Annotated in this window: 14 protein-coding genes; 5 read left to right on the top strand and 9 right to left on the bottom strand. The window is 35.6% G+C overall.

Translation table 11 applies throughout. The annotated features are described in order from the left end of the window. Nucleotides 1–96 precede the first annotated feature (96 nt). Complete coding sequence (locus BM361_RS04545; protein ID WP_074977233.1) at nucleotides 97–546, top strand: GNAT family N-acetyltransferase; 450 nt, start codon at nucleotides 97–99, stop codon at nucleotides 544–546. Nucleotides 547–1,015: 469 nt separating this feature from the next. Continuing rightward, nucleotides 1,016–1,483, top strand: a complete 468-nt coding sequence (locus BM361_RS04540) for a GNAT family N-acetyltransferase (protein ID WP_038264215.1) — start codon at nucleotides 1,016–1,018, stop codon at nucleotides 1,481–1,483. Between the two features lie 76 nt (nucleotides 1,484–1,559). Here BM361_RS04540 and BM361_RS04535 read toward each other — a convergent pair whose 3' ends face one another. Beyond that, on the bottom strand, nucleotides 1,560–4,802 hold the full coding sequence (locus BM361_RS04535; protein WP_083425853.1) for a S41 family peptidase: 3,243 nt from the start codon (nucleotides 4,800–4,802) through the stop codon (nucleotides 1,560–1,562). A gap of 394 nt (nucleotides 4,803–5,196) precedes the next feature. Here BM361_RS04535 and BM361_RS04530 point away from each other — a divergent pair, with 394 nt between their 5' ends. Further along, nucleotides 5,197–5,784, top strand: a complete 588-nt coding sequence (locus tag BM361_RS04530) for a hypothetical protein (protein WP_074977231.1) — start codon at nucleotides 5,197–5,199, stop codon at nucleotides 5,782–5,784. A 30-nt stretch (nucleotides 5,785–5,814) separates the two neighbouring features. Here BM361_RS04530 and BM361_RS04525 read toward each other — a convergent pair whose 3' ends face one another. The 8 genes from BM361_RS04525 to BM361_RS04490 form a co-directional block, all read right to left on the bottom strand. Beyond that, nucleotides 5,815–7,350: a YifB family Mg chelatase-like AAA ATPase gene (locus tag BM361_RS04525; protein ID WP_074977229.1), complete on the bottom strand. Its 1,536-nt coding sequence runs from the start codon at nucleotides 7,348–7,350 to the stop codon at nucleotides 5,815–5,817. A 92-nt stretch (nucleotides 7,351–7,442) separates the two neighbouring features. Then, a complete protein-coding gene (locus tag BM361_RS04520; protein WP_139226604.1) occupies nucleotides 7,443–9,191 on the bottom strand; it encodes a hypothetical protein in 1,749 nt (582 codons plus the stop codon). A gap of 12 nt (nucleotides 9,192–9,203) precedes the next feature. After that, a complete protein-coding gene (locus BM361_RS04515; RefSeq protein WP_074977225.1) occupies nucleotides 9,204–10,406 on the bottom strand; it encodes a DUF4249 domain-containing protein in 1,203 nt (400 codons plus the stop codon). A 12-nt stretch (nucleotides 10,407–10,418) separates the two neighbouring features. After that, nucleotides 10,419–13,175: a TonB-dependent receptor domain-containing protein gene (locus BM361_RS04510; RefSeq protein ID WP_074977222.1), complete on the bottom strand. Its 2,757-nt coding sequence runs from the start codon at nucleotides 13,173–13,175 to the stop codon at nucleotides 10,419–10,421. A 14-nt stretch (nucleotides 13,176–13,189) separates the two neighbouring features. After that, nucleotides 13,190–13,906 carry a hypothetical protein gene (locus BM361_RS04505; RefSeq protein WP_074977220.1) on the bottom strand — a complete coding sequence of 239 codons (717 nt, stop codon included), beginning with the start codon at nucleotides 13,904–13,906 and terminating at the stop codon, nucleotides 13,190–13,192. 269 nt (nucleotides 13,907–14,175) lie between these two features. Next, nucleotides 14,176–15,762 carry a solute:sodium symporter family transporter gene (locus BM361_RS04500; RefSeq protein ID WP_038264235.1) on the bottom strand — a complete coding sequence of 529 codons (1,587 nt, stop codon included), beginning with the start codon at nucleotides 15,760–15,762 and terminating at the stop codon, nucleotides 14,176–14,178. Nucleotides 15,763–15,911: 149 nt separating this feature from the next. Next, nucleotides 15,912–16,484, bottom strand: a complete 573-nt coding sequence (locus tag BM361_RS04495; protein WP_038264238.1) for a pentapeptide repeat-containing protein — start codon at nucleotides 16,482–16,484, stop codon at nucleotides 15,912–15,914. 5 nt (nucleotides 16,485–16,489) lie between these two features. Beyond that, a complete protein-coding gene (locus tag BM361_RS04490) occupies nucleotides 16,490–18,328 on the bottom strand; it encodes a CocE/NonD family hydrolase (RefSeq protein ID WP_038264243.1) in 1,839 nt (612 codons plus the stop codon). A gap of 191 nt (nucleotides 18,329–18,519) precedes the next feature. On the opposite strand from BM361_RS04490, the gene BM361_RS04485 reads away from it, so the two are divergent. Further along, nucleotides 18,520–18,999, top strand: coding sequence for a hypothetical protein (locus BM361_RS04485; RefSeq protein ID WP_074977218.1), 480 nt, complete (start codon nucleotides 18,520–18,522; stop codon nucleotides 18,997–18,999). Beyond that, on the top strand, nucleotides 18,989–19,189 hold the full coding sequence (locus BM361_RS04480; RefSeq protein WP_038264248.1) for a helix-turn-helix transcriptional regulator: 201 nt from the start codon (nucleotides 18,989–18,991) through the stop codon (nucleotides 19,187–19,189). Before BM361_RS04485 ends, BM361_RS04480 begins: the two co-directional genes overlap by 11 nt. Nucleotides 19,190–19,191: the final 2 nt, after the last annotated feature.

Below are 19,191 nucleotides of genomic sequence, written 5' to 3'. Positions count from 1 at the left end.
AATCACCTCTGCCACATAAAAAATCTATCCCTATTTAAAAAGGCTATGAAAACCCATCCTGACTGATTATCTTTATTTGATTAAAAGTTACCTATCATGATCACATTATTGCGAACCGATTCAAGCCATGTCGATTTTTTACGGTTGATAGATGCCCTTGATCAGTATCTTGCTATTCAAGATGGCGATGAACATGAGTTCTACGATCAATTCAACAAACCGGATGCTATTAAACATGTGGTTATTGCTTATGAAAAAGGATTTGCTATAGGTTGTGGGGCTTTAAAAAAACTTGATCCTCATACGATGGAGGTAAAACGAATGTATACCAAACCAGATTATCGAGGAAGAAAGATTGCCACTCATATTTTATTGGAGCTTGAAGCATGGGCCAGAGAATTATCTATAGAACGATGTATTTTAGAAACAGGAAGACGCCAACCGGAGGCTATTGCTTTATATCATAAATCGGGATATCAAATCATTCAAAACTACGGTCCTTATAAAAATGTTAAAAACAGTATCTGTTTTGAAAAAGTTTTCTAAAAACGCTGAAATTTAGGAAATTATAACATCTGTTGATTTAACTAACCTATAATAAATAGCTAATTTTCACTATCTTTACTATAACACAACAGCTGGCGCCCCCCTAAAATTTGATTTCATAAAAACATTTTTAATGTGTTGTAATAATGCGGCACATGATTAAAAGTTTTTTTAAGATAGAATGAACTAACGGGATAAAGGGGTTTGGATAGACATCCCTCAATGGGATCATTTTTTTAATTTCATTTACTACAATGACTATAATAATTGGAGTTCGCTTCGTCCATAAATGAAAGTTAAGCGATGAGGCGATTGCCTTCTGAAGATTATTAAGAGTGCCCTCTATAAGGATTGACGGATCTAACAATCACTTATTAACTAAAACAATTATACCGCCTGGGATATGCTTATTTATTCTATGTTGGTTTTTAAGGAAATAAGCATTTGGTTTATTTAAACTTTACATATTATGAGATTCCTTACCGTATTACATTTAAATGAAAAAGAAAAGTTACAGCTCATTGAACTATGGAATGAGGTATATCCAGACATCCTTCAGTTTAAATCGACGTATGAGTTTGATAAATACCTTTCAAAGTTGAAAGATGTCAGGCATACGCTATTATTTGATGATGCCAATGACATTAAGGGGTGGTTTGCAGATTTTTTAAGAAACGATGAACGATGGTTTGTAATGATGGTTAGTTCGGACTTGCAAGGACAAGGGTACGGAAGTTCATTCCTGAATGAAGCTAAAAAGCATTTTGATTCGTTAAGCGGTTGGGTTATATGTGAGCATGAGTATACTAAAAAGAATGGCAAACCTTATAAGCCACCAGTTGAATTTTATGAAAAAAATGATTTTATGCTGTATCCCGAGGTCATTTTTGAAACTGATGTTTTAAAGACTGTTAAAATGCAATGGAAGAAGAATTAGATTCACTTCTCGACTATATTCATTAAAAAAGGCCCTTTTTAACAGGGCCTTTTGATATATAAAATCTAAATATTAATTATTTTGAAACTTGATTCAAAAGTTCATCAACCGCTCTTTTTAATTGCTGGTCTTCTCCTTTTGCTTTAGCATCCGGTGTGTTTTCTACTAATATATCCGGAACAGCAGGGCCCAATTCCATATTCTCTCCAGTTGATTTAACATACCAGGCTCTGAAAGGCATACGAACATAAGATCCATCTATAAGACTTCTTCCTCCAGTTGAGATCACGGCACCAAAAGTTGGTTGTCCAACAAGGGTACCTAGATCAAGACTCTTATATGCATGTGAAAATATTTCTGCATTCGAGTAACTACGTTCATTACACAACGCTATTGAAGGCTTCGTCCAAGAGGCCAAAGGCAGGCGTTCACTGAATGGATAATGATCTCTGAATTTCTCATGTTCATTCAAGCTTTTAGCAGCACCGCGCGGAATTGTATAAGCATGTTGTTTCACATTTAATACGGCCATCAGGTAGTCGGTAGTCCATCCACCTCCATTGTAACGGACATCAATCACGACACCTTTCTTTCCATGACCGGCAGCCATTAGTTCACGTTCAAAGTGCTCAAAACTGGTCCAGTTCATTCCCTGGATGTGAATATATCCAAGTTGTCCTTTAGAGTATTTATCTGTTAATTTCTGACGTTCTTTAACCCATGCATAATAGTTTTCATTACTATTACTTGAATCAGGACGAATAATAACTTCTTTATCACCATCGGCGCTTTTTATATTTAAATAAATACGTTCTCCTGCGGTATCGTTCAATAAGTCATACAGATTGGTTGTTTTGGTAAGTTCTGTTCCATTCACGGCTTCGATAATATCACCCACATGAAGTTTACTCATTTCTTTATCAGCCGGCATATGATTTATAACCGAAGTGATTTCTAATGTACCATTAGATTTTGGCTGCACCTCTACCCCTAACAATCCTGTTTGAGTTCTTTGAACATCACTGCGATCTTCACCTCTGTACATCCCCATATGACTGGCATTGATCTGTCCTAACATCCAGTTGAAGACCATTTTAAAATCTTGTCTTGTAGATGCTTTCAGAGCTAATGGTTTATATTTCTTCTTGAGACTGCTCCAATCCTGACCGTGGAATTGCGGATCATAAAAACCATCGTTTATTGCTTTCCAGGCTTCTTCGAAAATCTGATTTGACTCCTCTTTATAGTTGATATCTAATTTCGCTCTGATCGCTAATCTTTCGGTCTTATCAGACTTCATACTAATACGTACCGGCGCTCCGCGGTTTACACCATACAAGTATGTACTTTTACTATCTTTTACAATGCCATAGGGGCTGGATCCTTTGGTAATCTGTTTCAGATCTTTACCATCCCATTTAATTTTATACAAGCTACTTTCTACCCTGGCATTTCCTCTGCTACCGTTTCCTGTGGTATAGTAAAAAGTTTCTCCATCTTTAGAGATCGTGCTAAGGAATTCACCACCGGTAAACGACGTTACCTGAATTTGTCTTCTATAAATTTCATCAAAATCTATTTGGATATCTTTTACCTTCTTTTCTTTCTTTTTATCCTTGTCCTTATCCTTGTCTTTGTCATCCTCTTTTTCATCTTCTTTTTTAGCTTGCTGGATATCTCCATCTTTCCAATCCTGAGCGGTTTTTTCCCAATCAGATTTCTTAAGCCATACAAACCAAACATCGTAGTCACCATTGTTACGGTTTGAAGAGAAACCTATTTTACTACCATCTTCACTCCAAACTGGAGATCTGTCTGTTTTTGGATGCATTGAAATATTAACCGGATCCTGGCTATTATCTGCTTTATGCACATATATTTCGGCATTGAAATCGAGATTCTGAAGGGAGTATGCTAACCATTTTGAATCTGGTGACCAGGTAATACCGCTTGGTGTATCCCATCCATCTAAAAGTGTTTTAGAATTTGAAAGTGAGCCTTTGTCATTGATATTGGCAACAATCAGTTTTGCACCACTTGTATAGGCAATGGATTTACCATCCGGTGAAATTACAGGATTCTCCTCCTCGTCTTTTGTATTTGTAATTCTAATGATCTTTCGCTTATAGGTTTTAAACAGATCTTTTTGGTCTTTATCGTCTGAAACCACCATATAGATATCATTCTGACCTTCTCTATCTGAAACAAAGATCAATGATTCATTAGTAAGCCAGGTAACATCTCTATCTCTGTAAGCAGAGTTAGATACATTTACCGTTTTATCTTTTTCCTTATCGTTTTCGGTAATAAACACTTCACCTCTAATCACCATGGCACTGTATTTACCGTTTGGAGAAGGCACTATCTCACTAACATTACTACTGTATGTCTTGCGTACCACAGGATCGAAACGGTAGTCGGTAGCAAGGTCTATAGTAATTTTGGATGCTCTTTGTGTTGCAGCATCAATATTATATAATTCATCCCCTTTTACAGCTACTAATTTTTCACCATTGTCGCTGATACTGAATGAAAAGATTCCCATGTCTTTAAAGGTTGTTATAGCAGTAATAGCACCTTTTTTAGCCCCGTTACCTTCGATACCTACTTTATAGATATTGTACTTTCCATCTCTTGAAGACTGAAAATACAGGGTATTATCATCTCCCCAATAAGGACTAAAGTCATTGACTCCATGAGAGGTGATTTCATGATAGGTATCTTCTTTAATATTGTACACCCAAACATCGCGGTTGGCAGGACCATTATAGGCTTCCCGTTCAGGACGGCAGGTTCCCCTGGTAAATGCAATTAAGTTACCATTGGGTGATAGTTTAGCTTCAAAGCCCAGAGCGTCCATAATTCTGTATGGAGTCCCTCCTTTGGTACTTACCTGGTGTGTTTCCGCCTCTCTTTCAATTTGAGAAAAGTTTCTTTCTGTATTGAATAATATATTACCATCCGGGGTAAAATCAGTAACAGCATCACTTGCTGAATGATATGTTAATCTTTTTGGAATACCTCCTTCGTTCGATACTACATAAATATCATAATTCCCATATCTTACTCCCTGGAAGGCAATACTTTTTCCATCAGCACTCCAAACGGGGTTCGTTTCATAGGCCTCATGAATGGTTAAACGACGAGGGTTGGTTCCATCAGCATTGGCTGTCCAAATATCTCCCTGATATGAGAAAGCTAATTTAGTAGCATCCGGGTTTAATGCGGCTTTTTGAATTAAAGGATTATTTGATTGCGCAAAAGAAAATAATCCCATTCCACATAGAAATGTGGCAAGCGTAGTTTTTCTTAATCTCATTATATAAATAGGTTCAGGTTGTAAATTATATTAGTTACTTTTCAAAAATAGATGTATGAAAAATGAATAACGAATGTTTAACAATATTTTATAAATCCCACTAGATCTATAGATTTAACACAATCAGATCTATAAATAGTGATGAGATTAACATTCTAAAAATGAATTCCGCATCGGTACCATCTACCAATACAGATAATTACCCCCTCAATAAAAAAGGATAACACCCTATTGATTTACAGGTAATTACCTCTTTTGAAGTTAATAGAGAAGCGTTATCTTACACTTGTATATTAATTATATAATCCATTCTATTATGAGAAATCACAAGCTTTATTTCCGCAGCCCCTTTCTCATTTTACTTATTTCCATTTTCCTATCTTGTCAGAGTAGTATGGACAGCATTGCTACAAAGGATGATTTTAATGTAATTCAAGCTAAAGACTCTCTTAATCCGGTTCATTTAAAATCTTCGATCTACTACCCGGATATGGTTGCAGAACTGGGAGCAGATCACCCCATGGTAACTACCATGGATGATCAGTTTGAAAGATATCTTGCGATGGATATGATATTAGCAGACGGTACCCGGTTAATTAAACCTGAATTGGCTCTGTTGGACTATTATGAAGAAATTATCCGTAACTATACTTCGGGAAATACAGATGGTTCTATCGAAACATTCGCGATGAGATTTAGTGATTCAAATGTAACAAAGCCAACCCCTTCAAACTTAAATCGATTCAAATCAATTTATGAGTTTCCTGATGGGTCGGAATACATTAAAACCACCTCTACGAATGAAAAGAACATGCTCATTGAAAAAAACACGATTATTAACCCTGATGGAACCACCTATTTGAACGTAATCACGATCAAGAATAATCGTGATGAAAGCTCGAGCATTATACACCGTTCTGAAAGCGATAAAAAAACTACCAACCAGGCCATCAAATTTTATAACGAGCAGCAGCTTCGTTAATTTTAAGACCGAAATAAACCATTATGGCTACTACCCCAACCACCCCTCTCTATCGAGGCTTCGGTATTGGATGGCTTCACTTAGATGGGTGCCGGTTAACCTGGATACACCTTCCAGATCTGCGATGGTGCGTGCTACCTTTAAGATTCGATCATAAGCTCTGGCTGACAGATTTAAGCGTGTCATAGCATTTTTAAGCAATTCTTTTGACGGTTCGTCGAGCTGGCAAAATTCTCTGATCTGTTTGGTATTCATCTGTGCATTGTAGTGGGTATTAGGTAATCCTTTGAACCTACTTGCTTGTTGTTCCCGGGCTTTTATCACACGCTTTCTGATACATACACTATTTTCTCCCTTTCTTTCCTCTGACAGTTTATCAAATGGAACCGGGGTTACTTCGATATGAATATCGATGCGATCCAGCAACGGACCCGATATTTTACTCATGTAGCGTTGCATTTCTGCCGGTGATGAGGTAACCGGTGTGTCCGGGTCATTAAAATAGCCTCCGGGACTGGGATTCATGCTGGCAACCAACATAAAACTACTCGGGTAGGTAATCGTAAACTTTGCCCTCGAAATTGTCACCTCTCTGTCTTCTAACGGCTGTCGCATTACTTCCAGCACGTTGCGTTTAAATTCAGGTAACTCATCCAGAAACAGGACCCCATTATGTGACAGGGATATTTCGCCCGGTTGCGGATAGGTTCCTCCACCTACCAGGGCAACATCTGAAATAGTATGGTGTGGACTTCTAAATGGTCTTTGAGCCATTAATCCTGTTCCTGATGCTTGACCTACAACGCTATGTATCTTTGTGGTTTCCAAAGCTTCTTCTAATGTCATTGGCGGTAAAATACTTGGGAGTCGCTTTGCTAACATGGTTTTTCCTGCTCCAGGCGGCCCTATAAGTATAATATTGTGTCCTCCGGCTGCTGCTATTTCCATCGCTCGCTTTATACTCTCCTGACCCTTTACATCTGAAAAGTCAAACTCAGGAAAATCTATGTTTTTATAAAAAACATCCGCAGTATTGACTATGGTCCTGTTCAACTCAGCTTCTTTATTTAAACAGGCTATTAATTCACTTATATTGTCTATGCCATATACCTCAAGCCCATCTACCACAGCTGCTTCGATAGCATTTTGATTGGGAAGTATTAAACCTTTAAAACCTTCTTTTTTAGCCTGAATAGCTATTGGGAGTGCTCCTCGAATCGGTTGTAAGCCACCATCTAATGAAAGTTCTCCCATGATGACATAATTTTTAAGGCTGTCGGATTCGATCTTTCCTGAAGCTGCAAGAATACCAAGGGCTATAGGTAAATCATACGCAGAACCTTCTTTACGAAGGTCTGCCGGAGCCATATTGATGGTTACCCGCTTTCCAGGTATTTTATATCCATTATTCTGCAATGCAGCTGCTATTCTATAATTACTCTCTTTAATGGCATTGTCGGGCAACCCAACCAAATGATAACCAACTCCTTTATCTATATTTACTTCTATAATAATGGTTGTAGCTTCAATACCGAACACCGCACTACCAAAAACTTTTACCAGCATATGGATTCATTTTAGCATTAAAGTCTAAATATAAAAAAAAGACTTCATTATTGAAGTCTTTTTCTTACATTATTTTTTATGTGTTAGCCAATCTACTCGACTTTCAAGTACGTTTTCATAGATATTAATTCTCCATTCTGAGCTACCCCTTCCAATACTACTTCAAATAGGCCATCCAGATCCGAAGTATAGAATACCACCTCATTTGTTTCGGTTATTTGCAAATCAGGATTCCAGAACAATTGGTTTCTATAATCCGGAATTCTTTCATTCGCCCCGGTATTTAAGTATAATGGGAAATTATAATCCTTAACTCGATTTACCGGGAAAAGTTGAATACGCTTCCAATTGGATAAGCTGATGGTATTATAAAAATTTCCATCAAATGTTTCTGCATAAATAATCCCATTATAAACCTGGCCTCCATAATAAAACCTGTCTCTAATTACATTTATTTTTTCTATTCTTCTTGAATCGTAATCAATGAGATTATTATGATTGGTTATAATAGCTCCATCAACAATTAATAAACCAGGTACGTTGTTGTAATTATATTCTCCCTCTTCCCGAACCTCAAAATGAGCACTGTTATCACCATCTGAACGAAGACGGACCCCTTCTATAAATTCTATGACCGTTTCTTTTACCGTTTTAAAACGCGTGTAATCATCTAGATTGTATTGTATAAATTCTGATCCAAAAAACGGCAATTCCTTTTTCAGGGCTATCAATGAGCCCTTTTTAACTTCTATATAACTGTTCTCTATTTGATTATTCACACTTCGCTCTAATAAGTTACTATAGCTATTTTCATTTATTTTAAAGTCCTTGAATTGCAGTTCATCATAATTTAAATTATTCGCATCGTCTATGGCTATTTCATACGACTTTGCATCCGGTGACAAAACTTCAACAAATGCTTTATCACTATCATATTCACGATTTATATTAAAGAAAAATTCACCGTTTTTATTAGTACTTGCTACCTTAATTATTGGATTTACGGGATCAGGAATAGACAAGCCTAACTGAATATTATATAATCCTGAACCTGGATTTTCATTATTTTTTATACTCCCCGTAATTAATTCCCCTCTTAGCTCGGGTAGTTCTATTATCGTCTTAACATCGTAGGTGCTATTATTATAAGCTACCTGTTCAAATTCACTTTTAATATCATTCATTTCCCCATTGAAAAGGGAGTCCACTTTTTTAACAGAAATTGAAAAACTATAATTCGAAATTTCGGAGGCAGGTATATTAAGCATTAATTTTACTTTTTCCCTTTTAGCATACTTCTTTTTATTGAGTTCTAACAATGTGTTATTGCCCGAATCCTTCCCAACAGCTTTGCTTTGCTGTGAAATGTCTGTAATACTATCGTTAGAAATTATTTTATTTTGATTATCATTATAAGGGTTAATAATAGCAATATCGCTTTGAAATACAGAAGACCATCCATTATTTAAAGCCATTCGGGTATAGGCGATTAATTTGTAAGGGCCCGAAGTTAAATTCATTGGGATGATAAAATCTCCAAATCCTTTACCTCCATTCAAACGCACCTTTTGTCTGTGCACCACATCGGATCCATCATTAATAAGTTCGATGTAGGCAATCTTGCTGTATTCACTCAAAGTATGATCGTGCATTTTCAGGTTATATACCACGTAATACAGGGGTTCTCCCGTCAGAATCATATTGGAATTATGATGCACATAAAGTTTTTCCTTAGGTAATTCAATCAGATCTCTTTTTATCGCACTATTTTGCCCTGATAATCCGGCTGTAGCCATCATCAACAAAGAAAACCCAATTAATATTTTTCTAAATCTTGTCATAAGAAATCATTTTTATTCTACCCAAAAATCGGGAACAACATTACTTCCCTGGGTGGTACAATCTCCACAATCTGCTGGCACCACATAATAAGGCCCCTGAAAACCTTCTACGGGATAAAGCCCTGTATTGTAATCAAAAAATCGCACTGTTCCCGCCTCTATTGCATCTGGAAGTGGTGTTCGAAAATCTATAAAAATAGCCGGGGCTGTAATTTCACAATCCAATTCCGGTTTAGGTTCAAAGCCATATAAATCTTCCCAGTTAAAAAATATCCGTTTGGAATCAATACCTGCAATTTCAAAATACCCTACTACCTTTTCATTTTCGTCATTGACTGAATAAATATTACCATTAATGTTTCCGGTTTGAATCTGGGAAAAAACATTGGCACGATCAGAAAACTTTTTTAACGTTTTATAGTATGTATGGGCTTCTAACGATTGTTGATATTGACGAACTAAAATACTATATCTATGAGCTATCATCAGATCTTTTTTATTTATAAATCGGAGCTGATAATCATCTACTTCATGATTTGGATAATTTATAGTGTTCTCTAGAATGATATCTCTCGAAACATTGGTCTTATAGCAAATTTCTTCATCTTGTTCCCGTGGCACCACCTCTATAACTATAGGATTGCGAGAAACCAGGACGAGATCTGACGGACTCCAATACGGGGCTATAATTTTATAAGTTTCCTCGTATTCATATCTATAGTATCGTGTGTTTGAATTATTTTGATCTGCATCAATTTTAATCGCTACCCCTTCTTCACCTTCTTCATTTGTAATTGGTTCTGCATAGAAATTACTAATGGAAGTATTCTGTGGTAAAGCTGTTGCATCAGACAAATAGCTTTTTCCGGAATTGGTTTGAATGGAAAGTTTATAAGCTCTATCCAGTTCGGCCATAAAAACATTTGATGACACATAGTTTCCCGGCTCGACTTCTTCAAAAGGGTATTCATTATCCAGATCATCTATTATTTTCACTGTGGCATTTTCAACCGGACTCGCATCTTCTTCCTCAAATGTATAGGTATTACTCAATTTAATATGTTGATATTTGAGTTCGTCGGTAATAACGGCTTCAACCACCAATGCTTGTTCATAGGTATCTGTACTAATTTCAAATTCCTCTACGCAACTTGTTAGAAACAGCGCTCCTATAAAAAGCAATGAATATGTAAGATTAATTTTAATTTTCTTCATTATTAATACGAATCAAAACTTTAAGTTGTAGGTTATGGTCGGTACGGGAATGGCAAAAATTGAGCTTTTATATGCCTTGATTTCACCTGAATCCGTAACGAAGAACACCGAATAAGGATTATTTCTTCCAAGCACATTATAAACCGATATATTCCAAAAGCTATGTGCCAATTTTTTTATCTTGTGATTTCCTTCAATATTGAGGCCCAAATCCAGTCTGAAATAATCTGGTATTCGATATTGATTTCTATTACTGTAGTAAACATATTTTGCATCCTGATACTCATATTCTCCTACCGGAAAGGTTACGGGTCTTCCGGTTTGATACACAAAATTCGCTGAAAAGCTATATCGCTTTGTCAGTCTGTAATTCGAAACCAAATTAAAGTTATGTGGTTTGTCGTAATTTGATGGAAAATAGGCTCCGTTATTTACGCGTTCTTCAGCATGCTCGCTATCTAATTTAAAAAAGGATCTGGAATAACTATAGCCCACCCAACCATTCAAGCGACCTTCGTCTTTTTTCAATAAAAATTCAACACCATAGGCCTTCCCTAAGCCTTGTAGAACTTCTGTTTCTACATGTTCATTCAGGAATAGTTCGGCTCCAACTTTAAAATCTAAAATGTCTTTTGACTTTTTATAATATCCTTCGATGCTTAATTCATAGGTATTCTCATCAAAGTTCTTATAAACTCCCAAGGAAGCCATCCAGGCTTTTTGCGGTTTTATATTCAGATCAGATAATTTCCAGGTATCGATTGGCGAAACGGTCGTATTATTAGACAACATATGTATGTATTGATATGTTGAATTAAAACTTGCTTTAACTGACAAATCCGGTTTAAGAAAATACCGGGATGAAACCCTGAATTCAGGGCCTCCGTAGCTTTTAGCAATCTCATTATTTCCATAGTTCAAAGTATCAACTACGGTTTCTTCATTTTTTGGTTTTCCATTTTCGTATGTTCTTTGTTGTGTTTCTCCAAGAAAGGCATACCATGAATATCTTAATCCGGCCTCTAAAGAAAACTTATCATTAATCTCAAAGTTATCTGAAAGGAATAACGCTGTTTCTATACCCTTCTCTCTAGGCACAGAAAAACGTTCTACAATTGAATCGTCACCAAGTGGCTTTTGATTGCCGGGAAGAACTGAATATAGCTTTCCTGATAGGCCATATTGCAGATCATGCTTACTATTCAGGTTGTGATTCATCAAATACTTAAGATCTGTTTCACTAATATCATAACCCAATTCGAAATCTCTATTTTCATTTTCATTATACTCTATATTAAATTCATAATTACTTTGACTTACATAAAGACTTCCTTCTGTTTTATCATTATAATTATGATTCCATTCTGCAGAAAACAAGAGGTTTTTGTAGCTATAAAGAGAATCTGAGGTTATACTAAATCGATCTTTGCTGAAATATGCAGTAGCTTTGATGTTATCTTTCTCGGAAAAACGGTGATTATATTTTGTAATCACGTCGTAAAAAGTAGCTTCACTGTTCTTTAAGTTTTCTTCTTCAAGTTTTTTCAAAATCCAATCAGAATAAGAGGCCCGTGCTCCTACCATTAACGCTGATTTTTCTTTAACAATGGGAGTTTCAATCATTAAATTACCGGTCACTGGCCCCAAAGAGGCCTCTCCAGAAACTTTATTGGTATTAGCATCTCTTGTTTTAATATCAAAAACAGAGGACAATCTCCCTCCAAACTGGGATGGTATAGATCCCTTATAAATGTTTGCTTCACCAGAAGTAAAAGGATTCAAAGCTGAAAAGATGCCAAAAAAGTGAACTGGATTATAGATAACGGCATTGTCTAATAAAATTAAATTTTGATCTTCCTTTCCTCCTCTTACGTTGTACCCGGATGATCCCTCTCCAGTTTTTGTAATACCCGGCATGGTGGTAGCTACTTTAAGAATATCTCTTTCTCCCAGGACTAACGGTATATTCTTAATTCCTTCAATTTCTATTTTGGTGACACCCGTAATTACTTTCTCAACATTCTTATCTGCTTCGGCATTAACTACCACTTCATCCAATAATTGATGATCTTCCTGCAACTGCAGGTTCAATTCACCATCGTTATAGACTACCACCCTTGTTTTTATGCTTTGTACGCCCAAGGCACTGGTTTCTATTAAAAAAATCCCTGCGGGTAATTTAATTTCATAAAAGCCATTGTCGTCTGTAATTGCTGAGAGGTTCTTTTCCTTTACTAACACCCCCAAGTTTGGAATCGGTTCTCCGGTTGTTTTATTTTTAACCACCCCCGAAACTGAAAAAGTTGTCTTATTTGAGTTTTTATTTGCTTTTCCTATTTTAACAGTAGTGATACTATTTGATGCACTCTTAGATTGATCATCAGTAAAAATTGGTGCAGAAGCTTCCTGGGTATTTGTTTCTGACGAAATGGATTGATTTCTATAAAAACTCTCAGGTAGTTTATTATAGATCACACTATTTTGAGTTAAAATAATACGTTGGTCTCTGATAAAATAATTAATAGTAGTTTCCTTAAATATTTCATCCAGAATGGTTTCCAGATTTTCATCTTTAAAATTAGCCGTAATTTGTTTTTGATCTAACCAATCCTTTAAAAAATAAAACTTATAATTTGTTTTGTTCTCAATTTCTAAAAGAGCCGTTTCAAAATTTATATTTTCAAATTCAAAAGACCAGGTTGTTTTCTTTTCTTGAGTATACGCAAGGACGCAAACAAGAAATAATAGAATCGTGAATACTTTCTTCATCAAATAGAAATTAGTTATTGTTGCTCTGCTAATACACTCATTGCTCCTATATAGAAGCTGTCCGCATCTATATCTAATAACTTTTTGTTTTTTCTAACATATTGAGACATTTCAGGTTGTGATTTTTTCGAAATTTGTACCAGGTCTTTATAATTTGAAATGTCATAATACTCACCGAAGTAATAAAGTACATACTGAGCGGGTTCTTCGGTAAATTCATAGTAGACATTATCTTTATTCAACTTTTTTTCCGCTTTTTTCCGATATTTTTTCAGGAGAGTAATGTTTGAATTCTGATCGCTTAGAATTTCATAAAAACCCAGGAACTCTTCATCTTGGGTTATATTGTAAAATATATGGCCCCTAATTGAAAATTGATTAATGTGATTCCGGATCAACCTAAACACAGATTCTCCAAATTTTCCATTAAGTTTTACAATTACATTGTGCTCATAAACATCGTATTTCATCATCACATCTTCAAACACTTGTCCTTCATACATTATATCTCCATTTAAAAAGTCATAGGAAAAAAGGAATTTGTGTTTATCGCCATAAGTTCTGTAGACTTCTTTATACTGAACACCTGTATAGATGGCGGTATTCTCAATGCCCACGACATCATCAAACCAATGGTATACAGTGGTCTTATTGTTTTGAGCGCTTAACGAAATAACATAAAGAGGAAGAAAAAGAAAAGCGATTAGTAGTGAATTATTAATTGTTTTCATTCAATTTAACCTTACAACTGTTTATTAAAGCAGGTCATAGCCATCTAAACTTACTGCTATGATTTAACAAAAAAATCTTACAGCGAATGAAGATACATAATTTGAATTACCAAACAAATAATTCTTACAAATAAAGTTATTTTTATAGATATATATCATTAAATCTGTTAAAAACACAACAGGTACATTTCGAAAAAATGAAGGAATAAAAAAAGAGAAATTGCCTTAACAATTTCTCTTTTGAATTTTGAGTTGATATTATTTAAGTCTTATGAAAAGTAAATATAGACTCCAATTACTATTAAACTAATAATCAAACCTACCTGTTTCACAAATTTATAAGGCATGATATCAACTTTCTTGGTATATTTTAATTCATAAGCTTCAGCTCTTGGTCGATACTTACCAATGATAAGCATTATAGCGACATTCAAAACAAATAGTATTGCCATAACGTGTAGATAATGCGGGTAATTATCTTCTCCGAAAACAAAAGGCTTTAAGATAAATTGACTGATACAATAGAGTACGCATCCTGAGATGATACCTATTTTTGCTGCAATAGCAGGCACATATTTTGTCAGATATCCAACTACGATAATGGTTAAAATAGGAATACTATACACCCCATTTACTTCTTGTAAATACCCAAACAATCCCTGACCTGCAAAGAAAATAAAGGGAGCGATGGTCATTGACAAAATTGCCAAAACGATTCCAAAGTATTTACCGCTTTTAATGACTTTTATTTCAGAGGCTTCTTTATTGATATATTCTTTGTAGAAATCAATACTGAATAAGGTTACTGCACTATTCAATGCACTGTTAAATGAGCTTAAAATTGCACCGAAAAGTACTGCTGCAAAGAATCCAAGCAAGGCTTTTGGAAGTACCTTATCTACCAATAATGGATATGCCTGATCTGGCGTTTCCAATTCTGACCCAAAAATATAGAAGGCAATAATACCTGGTAACACAACAATTAGCGGGCCTAAGATTTTGATAAAAGCCGCCAACAGTAATCCTTTTTGTCCTTCTTTGAGGTTTTTTGCTGCCAGTGCTCTTTGGATTATCGCCTGGTTGGTTCCCCAATAGAATAATTGAACTAACATCATACCTGTGAAGATGGTCCCGAATGGCACTGAAGCTTTAGGTCCTCCGATAGCATTAAACTTTTCAGGAGCTTCATTGAGCAATATGGTTAACCCTTCTGAAGCCGAACCATCGCCAATAAACATCAATCCGAAGAAAGGGATTAACAAACCACCAATCAACAAGCCAATTGCGTTAATGGTATCTGAAACCGCTACGGCCTTTAATCCTCCAAAAATGGCATAAATAGAGCCTATAATTCCAATTCCCCAGGTACAAATCCAAACCGAAGCCCAAAGGGATACTCCCAACATTTCAGGAATATTAAACATGGTTGAAATGGCCAAAGAACCTGAATAGAGTACAATCGGTAAAAATATAACCACATACCCTGTTAAGAACAGGAACGAAGCGATTGATTTGGTTTGTTTATCATACCGGGTTTCTAAAAACTGCGGTACAGTGGTGAGGCCGCCCTTAAGATATCTTGGTAATAAGAAAACTGCAGTAACTACCATCGCAATTGCAGCTAATGTTTCCCAAGCCATCACTAAAATCCCTTCAGTGTAGGCCGCTCCATTCAATCCGACAATTTGTTCTGTTGATAAATTAGTAAGTAATAAAGATCCTGCTACTACTCCCGCCGTAAGGCTCCTGCCTCCCAAAAAGTAACCATCACTTGTTTGTTCATTCGTTTTACGTGTAGCGAAGTAGGCTATGACCGCTACTAAAAGGGTAAATCCTATAAAAGAAAGTATTGCCATAAGTTATAGTTAGAATAGTTTTATTAAGTTGCCGAATTTATAATTTTATATCTAAAATATTATACAAACCCCACCTGAATATTCGATTTTTTATGAGAATTGTAATTATCAAACAAATTACAAGGGCTAAATCACTAAATCTAACAGTTTTATTTAATGACTATTTTGAAACCTTCTAATAGATTTAAGGCATTCTCTTTCGTGAATATAGCTTTGGAAACCTTGTTTATAGTTGGATCTATTGAAAAGTTAAAGGAGGTTCTAAAGTCGGCTTTCGTCAAATCAGTGCGGTGAAAAATGGCATTCAAAAAATCACATTCATTAAAAACAGTTCCCTGCAAGACTGATTCAGTAAAATCGGTTCCCTTAAGAATGCAGGTATCGAAAGTCGTGTTATTCAAAGAACGCTTATAAAAAGAAACCATACTTAAATTGCATTTATGGAAGTGTACCCTAAACATAAATTCACTACAGGCGTCAAAAGCTACTCCTAATAACTTACTTTCTTTAAAACTTACCTCGTTGAATGTTGTTTCGACCATATATGCATTGCTCAGGTTACAGTTTACGAACTGACAATCCGTAAAGGTGATCCTTGAGATGTCGGACCTGGAGAAATTACAATTTTTAAAGACACAGTCTTCGTATTCCATTTTAGGAAGATCATTGAGGGTAAAATCGATACCCTCAAATTCCTCCCCTTCTTTGTAATGGTTATCCATTAAGATTATTTCTTAAGAACCGAAAATTCAATTTTAGATGAGTTATACACTCTATGTGTTTGTTTCTTGAAATCTTCAGGTTTGGCTTCAAATATGTTATCCACATAGGTTTGTGGATTCAAATCTATATAAGGAAACCAGGTACTTTGTATCTGCACCTGAATTTTATGACCTTTCTTGAAGGTATGATAAACATCTTGCAGTTTAATATTAACATCCGTAACTTCATTAGGCACAAAAGGTTCCGGGTTTTCAAAACTGTTTCTAAAACGGCCTCTTAAAACTTCACTTCGTACCATCATATGATAATTGCTCATTTTCAAATACTCCTGAGTTTCGGGATAGTCTTCTGCATCCGGTGGATAAACATCAATAACCTTCACAACCCAATCTGCAGCAGTTCCGGTAGTAGAAACTTTTAATTTGGCCAATATATCTCCAATCATGGTAACATCTTCTTCCAACACTTCCGTTTCAAAAACCAATACATCAGGTCTTCTCGCTGCGAAACGTTGATCGTCAGTCATAAATTTACGTGGAGTAAATACCATTTTAATATCTTCAGAGTAAGGTACTGGTTTTTTCGGATCACTCACAAACTCTTCAAATCGATAGTCCATTGTTGTAATCTCAGCAAGCCTACCATTATTTAAGGTAAAAGTTTTTTCCTCTACATTTACGGGAGGCCAGGTTTCATAGGTACTCCATGCTCTCTCACCTGTATCATAAACATAGGCTTCCGGCAACCCTGAGTTGTCATCACCACTACCTTTCAGGAAATGATTAAAGAATCTGGTTTCAATATTTTCCTGATAAAATTTGGAGATATCATCACCAAAATAGACATTTCCAATGGCCTGTCTCTTCTTGGTTCTTGCCCAATCGCCATGGCTCCATGGGCCCATTACTATCGTGTTGTAATTATCACTTCTTTTTTCAATGTTTTTATACGTTTCCAAAGGTCCATAAAGATCTTCTGCATCAAACCATCCACCTACAACCATCGTAGCAGGTTTTATATCTTCCAGATGCTGTATAATTCCTCTTGACTGCCAGAATTCATCATAATTAGGATGCTCTTTCAGCTGCTGCCAAAAAACATTGTCCTCTTTGTAATATTTATCCAGGTTCGACAATGGTCCTGCATCCAGGAAAAACTGATATTGATCTTTTGCTCCTAAATCCGGAAATGAATACCAGCTTTTCGTCGTTGGCTCATCTTTCATATAACCAAAAACAGCAGTAGCACGCCAGTAGCTTAGCAAGTAAGCTCCATTGTGATGAAAATCATCAAAAAAGAAATCTCCAATACATGCCTGAGGAGACACAGCCTTAAGTGCTTTATGATTTGACAAAAGTGCATAAGTCGAATAGAATCCAGGGTAAGAAATTCCCCAAACCCCTACTTTACCATTGTTATTAGGTACGTTTTTAACCAACCAGTCTATGGTATCATAGGTATCGGAAGCTTCATCTACCTGCTTTCTTTTTTTCTTAGGAATGAAAGCACGCATATTATCATAAACGCCTTCGCTATTCCACCTACCTCTGACATCTTGATATACGACAATATATCCTTCTTTCATCATCGTTTCATTCGGACCTATCTTCGATCTGAATTGATTCTCTCCATAAGGAGCGCAACTATATGGCGTTCGTTGCATCACGATGGGATACTCTTTTGAGGTATCTTTCGGACTATAGATAGTTGTGTGCAATTTTATTCCATCACGCATTTCGATGGTTACTTCTTTTTTGGTATAATGTTCTTTTACATCATATTCTGTTTGTGCCGTTATACAACTCACAGAAATCAGAAGAAAGAGAAATAGTAGTTTTTTCATTATCTATTAATTGTTTGTTTTTTAAGGTGCATAAATATAGACTGATTATCACTAAAATGAAAGTATCCAGGTGACTTATTAAGCATCTTACCTCGGTTAAATAGTAAAACAAATTATACTTAAAGTAAAATAAACTTGACTTTTAGTATTGTTTACTTTACATTTACATCTGAATCATTAATTTCATCAATATGAAAACACGTTATTTATTTCCTTATCGTTTTAAAAAATTTGGGTGGATCTTGTTTCTTATCGGGATCATTACATACCTCCTAATGATGTTTCTACCTGATGACACTGATATTAGCTTATCGACAAAAGTTTTTGCCCTGATCTACGATAGTTTTTCTGAAGAGAATCAATATTTTCTTTGGATTACAAATGATGTAATGGATGAGTTCGTCTTCATTACTATCATTATCGGAGGACTACTCACCGGATTTTCTCGTGTTAAGCATGAAGATGAATATACCTATATGCTCAGGACAGAATCGCTTGTATGGTCATTTTATGTTAATTTTGGTCTTTTACTATTCCTGACTATTTTTACCTACGGAATGATATATCTATCAATAATTACCTTTAACCTTTTTTCATGCCTATTGTTTTTTATTATCCGATTTCACTATTTACTTTATAAATCGAAAAAGACCTTGAAAAATGAAGAATAACCTTAAGGTACATCGCGCTATAAAAGATATTACCCAAGCTGAGTTAGCTGAAGAAATAAATGTCAGCAGACAGACTATCAATGCAATGGAAAAAGGCAAATATGTTCCTTCCACTGTACTAGCTTTAAAGCTTGCCCGGTTTTTTGAAAAACCAGTTGAGGAATTATTTATACTGGAAGAAGAAGATTAAAA

Source organism: Zhouia amylolytica (assembly GCF_900116365.1).
In the GTDB taxonomy this organism is placed as follows: domain Bacteria; phylum Bacteroidota; class Bacteroidia; order Flavobacteriales; family Flavobacteriaceae; genus Zhouia; species Zhouia amylolytica.
The sequence above is the reverse complement of the archived record's forward strand: the minus strand, read 5'-3'. Positions and strand labels throughout refer to the sequence as shown.

Bases quoted from the DNA above. Each gene is read 5' to 3' on its own strand.
- BM361_RS04545 (WP_074977233.1), top strand. From the start codon at position 97: ATGATCACATTATTGCGAACCGATTCAAGCCATGTCGATTTTTTACGG.
- BM361_RS04540 (WP_038264215.1), top strand. From the start codon at position 1,016: ATGAGATTCCTTACCGTATTACATTTAAATGAAAAAGAAAAGTTACAG.
- BM361_RS04535 (WP_083425853.1), bottom strand. From the start codon at position 4,802: ATGAGATTAAGAAAAACTACGCTTGCCACATTTCTATGTGGAATGGGA.
- BM361_RS04530 (WP_074977231.1), top strand. From the start codon at position 5,197: ATGGACAGCATTGCTACAAAGGATGATTTTAATGTAATTCAAGCTAAA.
- BM361_RS04525 (WP_074977229.1), bottom strand. From the start codon at position 7,350: ATGCTGGTAAAAGTTTTTGGTAGTGCGGTGTTCGGTATTGAAGCTACA.
- BM361_RS04520 (WP_139226604.1), bottom strand. From the start codon at position 9,191: ATGACAAGATTTAGAAAAATATTAATTGGGTTTTCTTTGTTGATGATG.
- BM361_RS04515 (WP_074977225.1), bottom strand. From the start codon at position 10,406: ATGAAGAAAATTAAAATTAATCTTACATATTCATTGCTTTTTATAGGA.
- BM361_RS04510 (WP_074977222.1), bottom strand. From the start codon at position 13,175: ATGAAGAAAGTATTCACGATTCTATTATTTCTTGTTTGCGTCCTTGCG.
- BM361_RS04505 (WP_074977220.1), bottom strand. From the start codon at position 13,906: ATGAAAACAATTAATAATTCACTACTAATCGCTTTTCTTTTTCTTCCT.
- BM361_RS04500 (WP_038264235.1), bottom strand. From the start codon at position 15,762: ATGGCAATACTTTCTTTTATAGGATTTACCCTTTTAGTAGCGGTCATA.
- BM361_RS04495 (WP_038264238.1), bottom strand. From the start codon at position 16,484: ATGGATAACCATTACAAAGAAGGGGAGGAATTTGAGGGTATCGATTTT.
- BM361_RS04490 (WP_038264243.1), bottom strand. From the start codon at position 18,328: ATGAAAAAACTACTATTTCTCTTTCTTCTGATTTCTGTGAGTTGTATA.
- BM361_RS04485 (WP_074977218.1), top strand. From the start codon at position 18,520: ATGAAAACACGTTATTTATTTCCTTATCGTTTTAAAAAATTTGGGTGG.
- BM361_RS04480 (WP_038264248.1), top strand. From the start codon at position 18,989: ATGAAGAATAACCTTAAGGTACATCGCGCTATAAAAGATATTACCCAA.